Origin of the sequence: Caproiciproducens sp. NJN-50 (assembly GCF_004103755.1) — a bacterium.
Taxonomy (GTDB): Bacteria; Bacillota; Clostridia; order Oscillospirales; family Acutalibacteraceae; genus Caproicibacter.
Genome location: NZ_CP035283.1, coordinates 1,826,678 through 1,842,162 on the forward strand (window position 1 = coordinate 1,826,678; position 15,485 = coordinate 1,842,162).

The following is a 15,485-nucleotide window of genomic DNA, read 5'->3' on the forward strand; positions in this document are numbered from 1 at the left end:
AGGATGAGAAAACGCTTCAATGTCTCCTTCGATTTGCAAGCCGCGCGGCACAGAGAAGCGGCCCGCCTGCTCGATGAGCAGCCCGTCGGGCAGCGCACGGAATTTATTGTGGATTGTATCCTGCGATATGACCAGGCGGTGAAACTGGAAAAGATCGTCCGCATGACCATTCAGGAGGGACTGCGGTATTTCACCGATTACCAAGCGCCGTCCGACCCGCCTGCCTTCTCTGCTGTTCTGCAACTGGATGAGGCAAATCTTTCGGATGTGCCGGACAGCCTGCTCCACGCGATGGATGACCCATAACTCCGCTCATACGCCTTGTTGGGTGTTTGGAGCAACAATTCGCGCCTGCTCAACTTCTGTATGCACCCTGTCAGGTGTCTGGCCTTGTACCCTTCAAGCTCTGTCAGTTGCAGGACCAATACGGAAATCCCGGCAACTTGGGAGGAATTGAGGGGCCAGACTGTCGAGAGTTGCCATTACCATCCGGCTGACCGAAGCTGGAACCTGCTGACAGATGATCCCTCCCTGAGCCAGCCGACCCAGGCGCCCGAGATACGAATGTAAAGTGTCGACATAGGATCAAAGGCCGTAGACGTTGGTTTGAAAACAGAAAAGCCTGCTCCTCGCCCATGTCGCCGCCCGTGTGGCCCCGTGTCGCACTTTCTCCGCAGAGGTCACACAGCTGCACCGTGAGACGGTAAGGCCCGGTGCTGGGGCTTTGTGCGGAAATCTGCACAGCCAAACGCTCCGCTTTCGGGGAGTGAACCATGGGGTCGAAAACGATGCGGGTTAAAGCAGCGGGGTCGCGGTGCGCCCCCGCTGCGGCTCACACCGCCCCGCAATGCGGGTCGGGGAACGATTTGCTCCGGGGTCGGATTTCGGCCCCTGGGGTCGGTTCCGGGGTCGGCGGCTGAAAAAACAACCGTAAACCCGCATCTTTACGCCTTTACAGAGGGGTCATGACAGGAGTCATGGCCCTTTTTGTATAAAACAGAATGGAGGAAAACAATGCCGGAAGAAAGAGTAAACAAGAAGAAATTCCCGCTGTGGATGTACCCGGAAACACGCACTCTGATCGAGAAATGGTACAAACAGGACAACTGCCAGAGCCAGAGCGAGTTCATCGAAAAGGCCGTCCGTTTCTACTGCGGCTACATTTCGGCGGAGGACGGCGTGCGCTATCTGCCCGCCGCCATCACGTCCGCCATGACCGGAATGGTGGACAGTCTGGAAAGCCGGATGGCTCGCCTTATTTTCAAACTGGCTGTCGAGATGAGCATGATGATGAACATCCTCGCGGCAAACGTAGATGTGGACGAAGCCATGTTGCGCAGGCTGCGTGGCAAGTGCGTGAACGACGTTAAAAGGTCTGTCGGTTCCGTCACCTTCGAGGATGTGGTGAAATTCCAGAAGGGTGAGTAACGGCCATGCCGAAAATCATCTTTAAGTGCCGGTATCTCAAGGACGGAACCCATGCCGCCAACCTCGTGGAATACATGGCGACGCGCGAGGGCGTGGAGAAGCTTCCGGCGAATATCCGCGCCCTGCCCTCCACGGCAAAACAGCAGCGGCTCATCGGTGATCTGTTGGCTCAGTTTCCCGATACCGCGGACCTGTTCGAATATGAGGACTTCCAGAAGCGGTCTACCATTGAGAACGCCTCGGAATTCATCACGGCGGCGTTGGAACAAAATCTGGATCAGCTCGGGCACAAGGACGTGTACGTGCAATATATCGCCACCCGCCCTCATGTGGAGAAATCCGGCACGCACGGCCTGTTTTCAGATGCCGGGGCGCCACCAGTATTGTCCGAAGTGGCGGAGGAAGTCTCCCATCACACGGGAAACGTCTGGACGCCGATTATCAGCCTGCGGCGGGAGGACGCCGCCCGGCTCGGGTATGACCATGCCGCGGCGTGGATGGCGCTTCTGCGCAAACAGCGCAACCTGTTCTCCGAGCAGATGAAGATCTCCCCGGAAAACCTGCGCTGGTACGCGGCTTTTCACGATGAGGGCCATCATCCACACTGCCACATGATCGTCTATTCCATCGATCCCCGTGAGGGTTACGTTACCAAACCCGCCATCAACAAAATGCGGAGTACGCTGGCGCATGAAATCTTCCAGCAGGACCTGATGCAGATCTATCCGGAGCAGACCGCACGCCGCAACGAGCTCGCCGAACAGAGCCGTGCCGCGCTTTCCGAAATCATCGGGCAGATGGAATCCGGTGTCTACGAAAACAAGGTTATTGAAGATCTGATCTCCCGGCTTGTCGAACGCCTGAAATACACCTCGGGCAGAAAACAGTACGGTTACCTCAAGGCCGAGCTCAAGACCATCGTCGATCAGATCGTGGATGAGCTGTCAAAGGACGCGCGGGTGGCGGAAGCCTACCAGGCATGGTACGAACTACAAAACGAGGTTCTGCACACTTACGCCGACAAGCTGCCCGGCCCGCTTCCGCTTTCCCAACAGAAGGAATTCAAGCACATCAAGAACATCGTGATCGAGGAAGCCCTGCGCATCAATGAACGGCAGATCACGTTTGAGGGCGACGAGGGCATTGAGGCTCAGGCGGATACGGCAGCTGATCAGGCCGATCGGGTGTATGAGCCGGAGGATGAGCCAGACGATGAATCCCCAGAAGACGGGAATTTTCCGGACAGCACATCAGAAGGCCCGGAACCCATTGAAAGTCCGCCCGCGACACCCCACCCATATATCGAATGGAGCGACCGCTACAAACAGGCCCGTGAATTTTTGTACGGGAAAGACGATATGGAGCCGGATTTAGCTCAGACGCTCCGGCTGTTTCAAGAAGAAGCCGATGCTGGAAACGCACTCGCCATGCATGATCTCGGACGCATGTACGCAGACGGACTGGGGATAGAAGCCGATGCGGGGATTTCTTTCACCTGGTACGAAAAGGCCCTCACAGCCTTTTATGAGATTGAAACGGGGAAAAGCCACCGCTATGTGGAATACCGCATCGGCAAGATGCATGCGGCTGGCAACGGCACCGATCAGGATTATGAAGAAGCGGCGGGCTGGTTTGAGAAATCTGCCTCGGAGAATTACAAGTACGCGCAGTATTCCCTCGCCGGCCTGTATTACCGTGGCCAGGGCTTGGAACAGAACTACAATACGGCGTTTGTTCTCTATGACAAAGCGGCGCGGCAGCACTTCCCATATGCGTCCTACGAACTGGCGAAGATGTACCGCGACGGTATCGGCACGGCAAAAAATCATGATGCGGCCGCCGCCTGCTTCCGGGAAGCCTTTCTCGGCTTTCAGCAACTGGAGGCTCAGAGCCGCGACGATAAGCTCCAGTACCGCCTCGGACAAATGCTTTATACGGGCACCGGAACGGAACAGAATATCGGCGCGGCGGTGCAATACCTCGAGAAATCGGCCAAGCTCGGGAATGCCTATGCCCAATGTCTGCTTGGAAAAATTTATCTGGCTGTTGAAAGTCCGTTGAATCCGGTTGAAAACTCCTATGCGAACCCCGAAAGTGGCATCTTCTGGCTCACCAAAGCTGCGGATGCCGGAAATGACTCCGCAGAGTATCTATTAGGAAAGCTCTACCGGGACGGCCTGTATGTGGAGCGGAACTCGGAAAAAGCCGTCGCACTGTTCACCGCGGCGGCCAAACAGAAGAACCCCTACGCCGCCTACGCCCTGGGAAAGTTGTACCTCGAAGGAACGGCTGTCGTAAAGGATACGGGTGCCGCAGCCAGATGGCTGACATTCTCGGCCGGCCTCGGCAATGCGTATGCGCAGTACGCGCTGGCAAAGCTGTATCTGGCCGACGAAGATGTGCCAAAGGATGTTCCGCGGGCGGTGGATTTACTCACAAAGGCGGCCCTGCAGAACAATTCCTTTGCCCAATACCGGATCGGCAAGCTGTACCTTCTGGGAGAGGAAGTTTCCAAAGATATGGATGCCGCCTTCCGGTGGCTCACAGACGCAGCGGAACAGAACAACCAATATGCCCAGTACATGCTCGGCAAGCTCTATCTGATGGGGCAGGATGTTCCCCGCGACCGCGAGGCCGCCGCCCGATGGCTGACGGCTTCCGCCGGGCAGGGCAATCCATACGCCCAAATTTTTCTCAATCATCTGGACTCGTTCCGTGATCCGTCCCCGATGCTGGCGGTTACCCGGCTCCTGCACCATCTGAGCCGGATCTTCCGGCAGCAGCAAGGCAGACTGTACGGAGGCCCCTCCATGGAGACGGACAGCAAGCTCCGCCGCCGGCTTCGACAGAAGAAGATGGCAATGGGCCATGCGCCCGACGAGCGGGCGCCCGAACAAACCTATTAAAAGGAGATGCACACCTGATGCAAAAGCATTATCCACAGGCAAAAGAGATCCCGCCCGCCAAAATCAATATGGTGCCGGAAAAGCCGTCCGTACATCAGCGGACGGCCTTTTTTCGCCGGTGCGGGAAACGCAAACGCTGAAAGGAAGGATCCTTCATGTCCTATATCCCGTTCACAGAGGAAGAAAAGCAAAGGGCCAACTCGGTTGACCTGGTGGATTTTTTGCAGAGGCAGGGCGAGCAGCTCGTCCGCTCCGGGCATGAGTGGCGTTGGAAACGGCACGACAGCGTGACGATCCGCGGCAGCGAGTGGTTTCGGCATTCCCGCAAGGAAGGAGGCCACGCGATTGACTTCGTCCAACGGTTTTACGACATGGATTTCCCCGGAGCGGTCACCTTTCTGCTCGGAGGCGAAGGCGGCCTGGAATGGAACCAGACCGCGAAAAGCGCGCCGCCGCCCAAAAAGAACTTCGCGCTTCCGGAGGCCAATCCGGACATGCGCCGGGTGTTTGCCTATCTTCTCAAACAGCGGTTCATCGACCCGAGCGTGCTGTCGTATTTCGCGCGCGAACACCTGATCTACGAGGACAAAGAATACCATAACGCCGTATTCGTTGGTCTGGATGAGGATGGTGCCGCCCGGCATGCGCACAAGCGCGGCACCTATACCAAGGGCGAGCCTTACAAGGGTAATGTCGAGGAAAGCGATCCGAAATACAGCTTTCACTACATTGGCGAGGACGACACCCTTTATGTGTTCGAAGCGCCGATCGATATGCTCTCTTTTATTTCCCTTCACCTGAAGGACTGGCAAAAACACAGCTATGTCACGCTGGACGGTGTGTCTGAGCACGCGATGCTGCAACAGCTGAAAAGCCATTCGAACCTGAAAAAGATTGTGCTGTGCCTTGATCACGACGAGGCCGGGATTGAGGCCACCGGCAGACTGAAGGACATCCTTGCGGAACACGATTATTACGCCCCCGCTTATATGGACATTCCTGTTTTGCAATCCCGGTACAAGGACTGGAACGAGGATATCAAGGCAAAACACGGCATTACCCCCATCCCTGCCGGGGAGCATCCGAAGCTCGTCCTGCTGCCGGAGATCTGCGAGAATCTGTTCTCCGCGTGCGAAACCCTGTCGGCCGTTCCGGATCCGAACGCTGTCATTCGGGAATATCACCGGAGGCTGACGCCGCTGGTCGATTCCGAAAAGCTCGCTGCCGCGAATCCGGAAATCGTGGGAGCCTGTCTGCAGAAGATGGCGGCGGGCGCGTTGCTGGCCGCTCAGCGGGAGCTTCGGCAAATGGAACGACCGGAAACGCTCGGGCAGCTGGTCGGAAACCTGCGGGACAGCTACAGGCCCCACCTGGACCGGGGCTGGATGCGAACCAAAGCGGAAGATATTCGCGAGGATGCGGTGAATATAGACCGGCAGTTATTCGCACCCGGCATCCGCACGCTGCAGGAGCGGCTGGCATTGGTTTCGGATTACAGGCGCCTCGCGCTTGACTGCGTGAAGGCGCAGCTTTTTGTCCGGCTGGAACTGTCCCAGCCGCTCCAGGCGCCGGAGGAAGCGGCGCCAAATTTTAGAATGAGCATGTAAGGGAGGTCTTTCTATGCAAATATCTCCGGTTGTCACACTGCTGATCGCCGGATTTCTGATGTTCGCCGTCATCGGGCTTCTGTCCCTGCTGGCGCATTATTATACCCTCAACGGAATCAAATCCCGGACGGTGGGCGACGGCCAGCACGGTACGGCCCGTTGGGCGACCAAATCCGAAATCAAGCACACCTATTCGGAAGTCCCTTTTGAGCCGGAACTCTGGCGGCAGGGCAAAAACCTTCCCTCCGCACAGGGCCTGATTATCGGCTGGCATAAAGCGCCGCTGTTTGACCGGACGGCTCCCCACGGCTACGCGCTGATTGATGACGACGATATCCACTGCCTCATGATCGGTGCGGCCGGCGTCGGGAAAACCGCAAATTTTTTATATCCCAACCTCGAATACGCATGTGCGGCCGGCATGAGCTTTCTTACGACCGATACCAAGGGAGATCTGTATCGCAATTATGGGGGGATCGCAAAAGAGTGTTACGGTTACGACGTGGCCGTAATTGATCTGCGCAACCCGACCCGGAGCGACGGGTTCAACCTGAATCATCTGGTCAACCGGTACATGGACGCCTATCTGCGGGACTATGCAAATCTGGCATATAAGGCAAAGGCCGAAAAGTATGCTAAGATTACGGCGAAGACCATCATCGGGTCGGGAGGTTTCGATATCGCTACGGCCGGCCAGAACGCCTTCTTTTACGACGCGGCGGAAGGTCTGCTGACCTCGGTCATCCTTCTGCTCGCGGAATTCTGCCCTCCGGAGAAGCGTCATATCGTCTCCGTCTTCAAACTGATTCAGGACCTGCTCGCACCGAGCGGCGTGAAGGGCAGGACTCTGTTCCAGTTGCTGATGGCGCATCTTCCGGACGACCACAAGACAAAATGGTTCGCGGGCGCGGCGCTCAACAGCGCGGATATGGCGATGCAGAGCGTCCTTTCCACGGCGCTTTCCAGGCTCAACGCATTCCTGGATTCCGAACTGGAGCAGGTTCTGTGTTTTGACACTGCGATCGACGCGGAGAAGTTCTGTAATACCAAGTCCGCGATATTTTTGGTGATGCCTGAAGAGGATTCCACCAAATACTTCATTATCAGCCTGATTGTCCAGCAGCTCTACCGGGAAATTCTTGCCGTAGCTGATGAGCACGGCGGCAAGCTGCCCAACCGTGTCATGATGTACCTTGATGAGATAGGGACCATTCCAAAAATAGAGTCAGCCGAGATGATGTTCTCATCCAGTCGCTCCCGGCGGGTGTCTATAACAGCCATCATCCAGAGCCTTGCTCAGTTGGAGAAAAATTACGGAAAAGAAGGCGCCGCCATCATCGTGGATAACTGCCAGGACACGATTTTCGGAGGTTTCGCGCCCAACAGCGAGTCGGCGGAAACCCTGTCCAAATCGCTGGGAACCCGAACGGTGATGAGCGGGACCGTTAATCGAGGCAAAAGCGACGGCTCGCAGAACCTCGAAATGATCGAGCGTCCGCTCCTTTCGCCGGACGAACTCAAATCCATGCCCAAGGGCAGATTCGTTGTGACGAAAACCGGCGCTTATCCAATGCGCACCCGGCTCAAGCTGTTTAAGGATTGGGGTATCACCTTCGGCAAACCTTATGAGGTTGAGGAAAAGTCGGCCCGGAAGGTGGAGTACGCCGACCGGTTCGAGCTGGAGGAAGAACTCATCCGCAGGAATGCGGCTTATACGGTTGACCCGGACATAGCTGAAGGTGAACCCAGTGCACACGGTGGGATCGAGCATGCGCCTGCGCAGGAGATACGCAATTTTCCGCGAAGAAAAGATCCCGTTCGCATTGAATAGGAGTGATATATCATGGGGTATTTTACATCCCTTTACGCGTCTGAGCTTCCTCACCGCGCGGTTGCCGTGTATATGTACCTGCGCGACCGAGCCGATAAGGACGGCAAATGCTACCCGGCGATCGGTACCATCGCACGGGAACTGAAGCTGTCCAAAAGCACGGTCAAGCGGGCAATTTCCGACCTTGAAAAAAGCGGCCATCTCTGCAAAGAGCCGAGGTGGCGCGAAAACGGCGGAAAATCCTCCAACCTGTATCACATCAAATAACGCTGAAAAAGGCATCACTTCCGCCAGGGAGAAAGTCTGTCTACAGGTGAACCGTGGAACGGTTCATGTTGAACCATGAAAGCGAACCTCCTACTCTAAGCAGATCTAAATCAGAGAAAAGACAAGCGGAAAGGTTTTTTTTCTTTCTTCCTTTCTTTCACCGGTATGGGAGTAACCTCCGCTGTATCCGGGTCAATCAGAATAATTTCCTTGTTCTTTTCTCTGGCATATGTAATGAGATGAGCGGCAGATTCCACAAAAACGAGCATCTGTTCTTTGTAAACCGCCAGAACGGAGCCGGAGCGGTTCACCAGTATTCATTGCAGCGGGGATAACAACTGTTTTTAAGTAAGTGTCAAAACGCCGTCACCTTGACAGAATCAATTGGTGTCGCGTTAAGTTTTCATTGCCCCTGAATGTCCGGCAAATCCGGTGGCAGATATTTGCTTTTGAGCGCGCGCAGAACATCGCTGATGGTGGAAACCGATGCCACATTCTGTATTTCCACCCCTGCTTCCCGAAGCGGGTTGTTACGACGGCTCCCGTAGTTGGTGCCTCTTTTGGGGGATCCAGTTCAGCAAATACCGTTCACGGATCGGCGATGATTTCTCCATCCGGCTGGCTGCAGGCCAGCAGTGCTTCGAGCCGTACTCTCCGGGAAAAGGTACACAAGCCGCGCAATAAAGTCATCAGATCCGCGCCGGGAAAACGAGTCAATCTGCTGGTGTACATTCGGGCCAAACTCCGCGCCGGAAAGGGCATCGGCTACGAACGGTGGGCCAGGATTTTCAACCACAAACACGGCATCCAACAGATCCGGGATATTTTTTATTTTTCTATTGACAATAATTTATGATAATGATAATATAACGATTAAGCAATCGTTTAATCGTTATATTAAGGGGGCTCACCCATGTCGACGAAGGTATTTATGCTTAATGGGTTGGACTGCGCCAACTGTGCCGCAAAAATAGAAACAGAAATTAAAAACATTGAAGGGATTAAGTTCGCTTCAGTAGATTTTGTTTCTAAGAGACTTACTTGGGAAGCTGAGTCGAATACCAATGTTCCTATGTTAGTGGAGAAGATAGAAAGCATCGTAAAAAAAATAGAACCGGATGTGAAAATTGCTTTAGTGGAAAATCCTTCTAAATCTGAAATAGAAGAAAAAGATGACGACGATGAAGAAGGGCATAAAAAAGAGATAGTCGAACTGGTGATTGGAGGAACTTTATTTGTTGTTGGATTGATTTTTAAATTTCAAAACTGGCTTGAACTTACCATATTTTTAATAAGCTATATCATTGTTGGCAGAAAAGTTGTTTTAAGCGCAATAAAGGGGATCGTACGAGGTCAGGTATTCAGTGAGCACTTCCTGATGAGTGTTGCTACAATCGGTGCCTTCTTTGTTGGAGAGTATCCGGAAGGCGTCGCCGTTATGTTGTTCTATCTGGTTGGGGAATTATTCGAGGATATGGCCGTGGATAATTCCAGAAAGTCAATCAGTGAATTAATGGATATAAGACCTGATTATGCAAATTTACAGGTTGGCGAAGAACTCAAAAAAGTATCTCCTGATGAAGTAAATATCGGTAATAAGATCGTAGTAAAACCGGGAGAAAAAATTCCTCTTGACGGCAAGGTCATAGAAGGCACTTCAATGGTTGATACAGCGGCATTGACCGGAGAATCCGTTCCACGTGAGTTAAAACCCGGAAGTGATGCTTTGAGCGGGTTTGTAAATAAGAATGGCGTTTTGACTATTGAAGTTACAAAAGGATTCGGAGAATCTACAGTTTCAAAAATCTTGGATTTAGTACAGAATGCCAGCAACAAAAAAGCGCCAACTGAAAAATTTATAACAAAATTTGCGCGTTACTATACTCCGGTTGTTGTATTTGGAGCATTGGCATTAGCAATTATTCCGCCTTTGGTTATTCCAGGAGCATCCTTCTCTGACTGGATTTACCGAGGGTTAGTATTCTTGGTGGTTTCCTGCCCCTGTGCGTTAGTGCTTTCAATACCATTGGGATTCCTTGGGGGAATTGGGGGAGCTTCAAAAAAGGGAATATTAGTAAAAGGCGGCAACTACCTTGAAGCATTGAACAATGTTGAAGCAGTTGTTTTTGATAAGACGGGGACTTTAACCAAAGGTGTATTCAAGGTTACAAAAGCGATTTCTGAAAACGGTTATACAGAGGATGAACTGATCAAATATGCGGCATATGCTGAAAGCTATTCAAATCATCCGATTGCACTTTCAATTATAGCTGCTTATCATGCTGAAATTGATAAATATAAAATTGAAAATTATCAGGAAATAGCGGGACATGGAATTAAGGTCAATGTCAATGGAAAGGAAGTACTCGTTGGAAATACTAAATTAATGATCAGTGAAAACATCCAATACACTGATGTGGATACGTTAGGCACAGTAGTACATGTGGCCATAGACAAAAAGTATGCGGGCAGTATCATAATTTCAGATGAGGTGAAAGAAGACTCTGCAAAAACAATTAAAGAGTTGAAAGCGCTTGGCGTTAGAAAAACAGTTATGCTTACTGGCGACTTGAAGAAGGTGGCAGACAATATCGGCAAGGAATTAGGTTTAGACAAGGTTTATTCTGAACTGTTACCCGCCGATAAAGTTGAAAAAGTTGAATCCCTGGAAGCCCAAAAATCTCACAAGGGAAAGATTGTATTTGTTGGTGATGGAATTAACGATGCGCCGGTACTTGCAAGAGCCGACATCGGTATCGCTATGGGAGGCTTGGGCTCGGACGCTGCGATTGAGGCCGCAGATGTAGTGATTATGACTGATGAACCTCATAAAGTAGCATCAGCGATAAAAATTGCGAAAAGAACGAGAAACATTGTATCTCAGAATATCGTGTTTGCATTAGGAGTTAAAGCCATATTCCTCGTATTAGGAGCATTGGGGTTAGCTTCCATGTGGGCGGCCGTGTTTGCAGATATGGGGGTTGCTCTGATTGCAGTTGTTAACGCAATGAGAGCTCTGAATACGAAAAAAATATGAATCTTTTTATGGTTATATCTTATATTGTTTATATGAAAGATTAACTATTAAAAGTCAAGCTTGAAATTGAGGAAAGCGGTGAAAAAACAGATGGTTCAAAAAGGGTATAGCAAAGCAGGCGTCCGGTTGAATGCCGCATGGGCTATCATGAGGAAATTACGCTGTCAGACAGTAAGGCTTGCCGGATTTCTCTAAAGCGTAAATGAGGCGTACCAGTTTTTTGGCAGCGTGAGAGACGGCGACGTTGTAATGCTTGCCCTCCGCCCGCTTTTTGGCGAGGTAAGCGGCAAAAACCGGATCCCAATGGCAAACGTACTTGGCGGCATTGAAGATGGCAAATCGGAGATACCGGGAACCGCGCTTTTCCATATGAGCATAGCAGTTATGAAGCTGCCCGGATTGGTAGGTCGAGGGCGAAAGTCCGGCGTAGGCCAGCAGCTTGTCGGGAGACCCGAACCGGGAAAAGTCGCCAACCTCGGCAAGTATCATAGCTCCCATCCGGGTGCCAACGCCGGGGATGGTAGTAATAGGAGAATGCAGCTTGTTCATGATGTTTTGGATTGCAGTCTCGATTTCATCGATCTCGGCGTCCAACTCCCGGATGAGACGGATGGTGTGGCAAAGCTCTAACGACTTTGCGGGCATCACCGAGCCAATGGATTTTCTGGCCGTTTCCCGGATATCCACAGCCATGTCCCGACCATAGCGGCCTCTGGAAGCGTCATGCAAAAGTGTTTTCAGCCGCGTCAGATGAGCTTCCGCAATCTGTTTTGCACCAGGGAACTCCTCCAGCAAAGCGTAAACGGAGACCATGTGAAGCGTCGGCACCAGTTTTTCCAGTTCAGGGAACAGGATGCAGACCAGGCGGGCAATCGACTGCTTGAGTTTTCCACGCTCCTTCACCTTGTCAAAACGATATCTCGTCAGTGACTTTAACTCCTCGTTGTGGTATGCTGTACCTGTGTAGGGCTTGAGGCCCACATCGGACAAAAGCATAGCTGCAATCGTTCGCGCATCGACCCGGTCGGTCTTCGTCTTCCTGAGACTGAGGCTTTTTCGGTAAAGGTTGGTGTGCAGGGGGTTCAAGACATAGGTGGGTAGCCCATTGTCAAGAAGAAACCCGAGGATGTTGTAGCTGTAATGCCCGGTTGCCTCAAGCCCTACCTTTATTTTGTCTTGAGGTGAGGTGCAGTCTCGAATCCTTTGCAGCAGGCGATGAAAACCATCCATGTTGTTTGGGATGGTGAATACATCTGCGAGGACTTCGCCTTCCGAGTTGATGATGAAGCAATCGTGCTTGTCCTTGGCAACGTCAATTCCAACAGAAATCATAACAAGCCCTCCGACGGTAAAATTGTGATGCTGCCTCCACAGAACGCTTTGCTTTGTAACCTTGTTCCACATAAACCGTCCGGCGGTATTTAACTGATTAACAAAAAACTGCAAAGGGCTGTGGTCGGAACCTTTCAGGAACCATCTGGTGGTAGGAGACAATAACCAATCCACAGCATCCCTTACAGTGTAGCACAGCCCTTGGAGAGGGGCTCTATAAACTACTACTTTATAATACAAGGTTGGTGTGCAGGGGGTTCAAGACATAGGTGGGTAGCCCATTGTCAAGAAGAAACCCGAGGATGTTGTAGCTGTAATGCCCGGTTGCCTCAAGCCCTACCTTTATTTTGTCTTGAGGTGAGGTGCAGTCTCGAATCCTTTGCAGCAGGCGATGAAAACCATCCATGTTGTTTGGGATGGTGAATACATCTGCGAGGACTTCGCCTTCCGAGTTGATGATGAAGCAATCGTGCTTGTCCTTGGCAACGTCAATTCCAACAGAAATCATAACAAGCCCTCCGACGGTAAAATTGTGATGCTGCCTCCACAGAACGCTTTGCTTTGTAACCTTGTTCCACATAAACCGTCCGGCGGTATTTAACTGATTAACAAAAAACTGCAAAGGGCTGTGGTCGGAACCTTTCAGGAACCATCTGGTGGTAGGAGACAATAACCAATCCACAGCATCCCTTACAGTGTAGCACAGCCCTTGGAGAGGGGCTCTATAAACTACTACTTTATAATACAAGGGTGGCTATAATGTCTGAAAACCAGGAAAACATGACAGATCAAGAAAATGCAATGTGTGATATCACTATTGTTCATCAGGATATATTAGATAAAGTGAAAAAAGAAATAACTGACGATGATACTTTGTATAATATGGCTGGTATATTTAAAGTACTCAGCGATCCTACACGCCTAAAAATTATAAATGCGCTTATGCTTTCTGAAATGTGCGTGTGTGATATTGCAGCTTTGCTGAATATGTCGAAGCCTGCTATTTCGCATCATCTAAAATCGTTACGGCAAACCCACTTAATTAAATACAGGCGTGACGGGAAAATCGCTTATTATTCACTGAATGATGCACATATTAAAATGATGTTTGATCTATGTATAACGCATATCAAAAAATAATGATACAGGTATTAGTTTAGCTGAAATGAGGCGGGGGTGCGCCGGCTGATCTACACCACCAATGTTATTGAAGGCTTCAACCGGCAGCTCCGAAAGGTGACGAAGGCGAAATCGGTCTTTCCGACGGATGACAGCCTGCTCAAGATGCTGTATCTGGCCATGATGGACATCACGAAAAAATTGACCGGCAGGCGGCAGGACTGGAGCGTGATCCACGCCCAACTGGCCGTATATTTTGCCGGCCGGATGCTGTGCTTTCTTTTATGTCCATACACTTTCCGCTCAGTCATCGGGGCGGTATAAGGACGGTACTTATCATGGACTTGGCGCCGGATTTCGGGGAGGCACAACGACGGTGACGGTCGAAGTTTCAGGCGGGAAAATTACTGCAATCCAAGTGGATTCCAGCGAGGATGCTCCGAGCTTTTTCAATGCTGCGTACACAATGGTTTCCAATGAAATCATCAGCAGCCAGACAGCGGAAGTGGACGCTGTATCCGGCGCGACATACAGCAGCGGGGGCATTATGGATGCAGTTTCCAATGCCTTGGCTCAAGCATAATGATTCATTTAAAGATGCAAATATTGGGGATGAATTTCCGTCTACAGGTTTATTGGGTCTAAGCAAGGTTTCCGTTCCCCTCAGCGGAACAGATTGAAACGAACTGAGCCAATCGCGCGGCAATAACATGGAACAACGCTCGAAACCCATATCGTTTTGAAAAGCACTTTTCCGGCAGATAATTCATATTATGGGTTAAAATCAACGGGAGAGGATCGGAAGATATGCCTGATGAAGAATTAAGAGACTATGGCCCCATACCAATAGTAGTGAATATTGAAGCGGTTACGGAGCAAAACAATACCTTCCGTACCGCTTTATGGACAGGGAATCATCTGCAGCTTACGCTGATGAGCATTCGTGTGAACGATGATATCGGCTTGGAAATGCACCCTGATGTTGACCAGTTTATCCACATCGAGCAGGGCGAAGGGCTTGCGAAGTTCGGAAACCGGAGAGACAATATGAATTTTCAAAAGCGAGTCGGGCCAAGCGATGCCATTGTCATACCGGCCGGGACATGGCATAACGTCGTCAATGTAGGCACCGTACCCTTAAAAGTATATTCGATTTATGCACCTCCCCAACATCCTTGGGGAACCGTTCACAAAACGAAAGACGACGCAATAGCAACAGGGACATAAAATAACGGTATCATCAAGCGCTTTGGAGTATTTGAATTCGGGCCCAAGTCTCATTGGAATAATGATGCAGAAAAAGATTTGAACAGATGACTAAGGCAGGATCAGCCTACTGTACGCTATTCCTGCCTGTCCAATTTTGAGGCTAAAAGGGAGGGCCTCTCAGCGGCTGAAGGCAGATTTATATGAAAGGCGGAGGATTATCATGAGTTATACGCATCCGAACGGACAGCCGCAGGGTACGGCACAGAAGTTTACGGATAAACTCAGGGAAATCCTGATCAGTGAAATCATCGCGATTAACGGTTACCAAACCCACATCGCCAACTCGGACATTTCTGAAATAAACGATGCCTGGCACAGTATTATGCTCGACGAAAAGCAGCATTACGGCTGGGTTCTGAAGCTGCTCCGCAAATATGATCCGGAGCAGTATAAACAGTTTTTAGCTCATAAGGGCGACAACCCCGGGCCCCAGACACCGGTGTCGCTCTCCCATTCCCAGTCCGGCGGTGCGGCCATTCTGAACGATATCCGGGACGATATCAAGGGAGAACTCGAGGCCGTGATTCTGTATGAAGCGCAGCTGCCAAAATATCCATACCGGGATATCCGCACCACCTTGCAGGCCGTGATTGATGACGAAAAAGGGCACGCGGAGCATCTTACCAGGCTATTGCTAAAATATGACGTCGATCCGTATGATGAACTGGTTTGATTCCGGGCATTTCAGG

At 51.2% G+C, this 15,485-nt stretch carries 12 protein-coding genes and 3 pseudogenes; 12 read left to right on the forward strand and 3 right to left on the reverse strand.

Annotation, left to right across the window (positions count from 1 at the left end; genetic code table 11):
* The first annotated feature begins 3 nt into the window (after window positions 1-3).
* From EQM14_RS08755 to EQM14_RS08780, 6 genes are all read left to right on the forward strand, one after another.
* Window positions 4-306, forward strand: a complete 303-nt coding sequence (locus EQM14_RS08755; RefSeq protein WP_086035604.1) for a hypothetical protein — start codon at window positions 4-6, stop codon at window positions 304-306.
* 708 nt (window positions 307-1,014) lie between these two features.
* The gene (locus tag EQM14_RS08760) at window positions 1,015-1,428 is read left to right on the forward strand and encodes a hypothetical protein (protein ID WP_086035603.1); all 414 of its coding nucleotides are present in this window, start codon (window positions 1,015-1,017) and stop codon (window positions 1,426-1,428) included.
* Between the two features lie 5 nt (window positions 1,429-1,433).
* Window positions 1,434-4,334: a MobP3 family relaxase gene (gene mobP3 / locus EQM14_RS08765; protein WP_128742592.1), complete on the forward strand. Its 2,901-nt coding sequence runs from the start codon at window positions 1,434-1,436 to the stop codon at window positions 4,332-4,334.
* A gap of 155 nt (window positions 4,335-4,489) precedes the next feature.
* On the forward strand, window positions 4,490-5,941 hold the full coding sequence (locus EQM14_RS08770) for a DUF3991 and toprim domain-containing protein (protein WP_128742593.1): 1,452 nt from the start codon (window positions 4,490-4,492) through the stop codon (window positions 5,939-5,941).
* Between the two features lie 13 nt (window positions 5,942-5,954).
* Complete coding sequence (locus tag EQM14_RS08775; RefSeq protein ID WP_086035600.1) at window positions 5,955-7,772, forward strand: VirD4-like conjugal transfer protein, CD1115 family; 1,818 nt, start codon at window positions 5,955-5,957, stop codon at window positions 7,770-7,772.
* A gap of 12 nt (window positions 7,773-7,784) precedes the next feature.
* Window positions 7,785-8,039, forward strand: a complete 255-nt coding sequence (locus EQM14_RS08780; RefSeq protein WP_066648644.1) for a helix-turn-helix domain-containing protein — start codon at window positions 7,785-7,787, stop codon at window positions 8,037-8,039.
* Window positions 8,040-8,627: 588 nt separating this feature from the next.
* Here EQM14_RS08780 and EQM14_RS16335 read toward each other — a convergent pair.
* On the reverse strand, window positions 8,628-8,771 hold the full coding sequence (locus EQM14_RS16335) for a hypothetical protein (protein WP_164919016.1): 144 nt from the start codon (window positions 8,769-8,771) through the stop codon (window positions 8,628-8,630).
* 181 nt (window positions 8,772-8,952) lie between these two features.
* Between EQM14_RS16335 and EQM14_RS08785 the strand changes: the two genes are divergently transcribed.
* On the forward strand, window positions 8,953-11,076 hold the full coding sequence (locus tag EQM14_RS08785; RefSeq protein ID WP_128742594.1) for a heavy metal translocating P-type ATPase: 2,124 nt from the start codon (window positions 8,953-8,955) through the stop codon (window positions 11,074-11,076).
* A gap of 156 nt (window positions 11,077-11,232) precedes the next feature.
* Here EQM14_RS08785 and EQM14_RS08790 read toward each other — a convergent pair whose 3' ends face one another.
* Window positions 11,233-12,408 carry an IS110 family transposase gene (locus EQM14_RS08790; protein WP_128742595.1) on the reverse strand — a complete coding sequence of 392 codons (1,176 nt, stop codon included), beginning with the start codon at window positions 12,406-12,408 and terminating at the stop codon, window positions 11,233-11,235.
* A gap of 238 nt (window positions 12,409-12,646) precedes the next feature.
* A pseudogene (locus EQM14_RS08795) lies at window positions 12,647-12,916 on the reverse strand (IS110 family transposase); the annotation flags it as partial.
* Window positions 12,917-13,167: 251 nt separating this feature from the next.
* Here EQM14_RS08795 and EQM14_RS08800 point away from each other — a divergent pair.
* The 5 genes and pseudogenes from EQM14_RS08800 (at window position 13,168) to EQM14_RS08820 (ending at window position 15,469) form a co-directional block, all read left to right on the forward strand.
* Window positions 13,168-13,548: an ArsR/SmtB family transcription factor gene (locus EQM14_RS08800; RefSeq protein WP_128742596.1), complete on the forward strand. Its 381-nt coding sequence runs from the start codon at window positions 13,168-13,170 to the stop codon at window positions 13,546-13,548.
* A gap of 36 nt (window positions 13,549-13,584) precedes the next feature.
* Window positions 13,585-13,851, forward strand: a pseudogene (locus EQM14_RS08805) (transposase); the annotation flags it as partial.
* Complete coding sequence (locus tag EQM14_RS16975; protein ID WP_442861455.1) at window positions 13,784-14,110, forward strand: FMN-binding protein; 327 nt, start codon at window positions 13,784-13,786, stop codon at window positions 14,108-14,110. The pseudogene EQM14_RS08805 and the gene EQM14_RS16975, both read left to right, overlap by 68 nt.
* Window positions 14,111-14,346: 236 nt before the next feature.
* Window positions 14,347-14,754, forward strand: a pseudogene (locus tag EQM14_RS08815) (cupin domain-containing protein); the annotation flags it as partial.
* A 202-nt stretch (window positions 14,755-14,956) separates the two neighbouring features.
* Window positions 14,957-15,469, forward strand: coding sequence for a ferritin-like domain-containing protein (locus tag EQM14_RS08820; RefSeq protein ID WP_066648681.1), 513 nt, complete (start codon window positions 14,957-14,959; stop codon window positions 15,467-15,469).
* The last annotated feature ends 16 nt before the right edge of the window (window positions 15,470-15,485 follow it).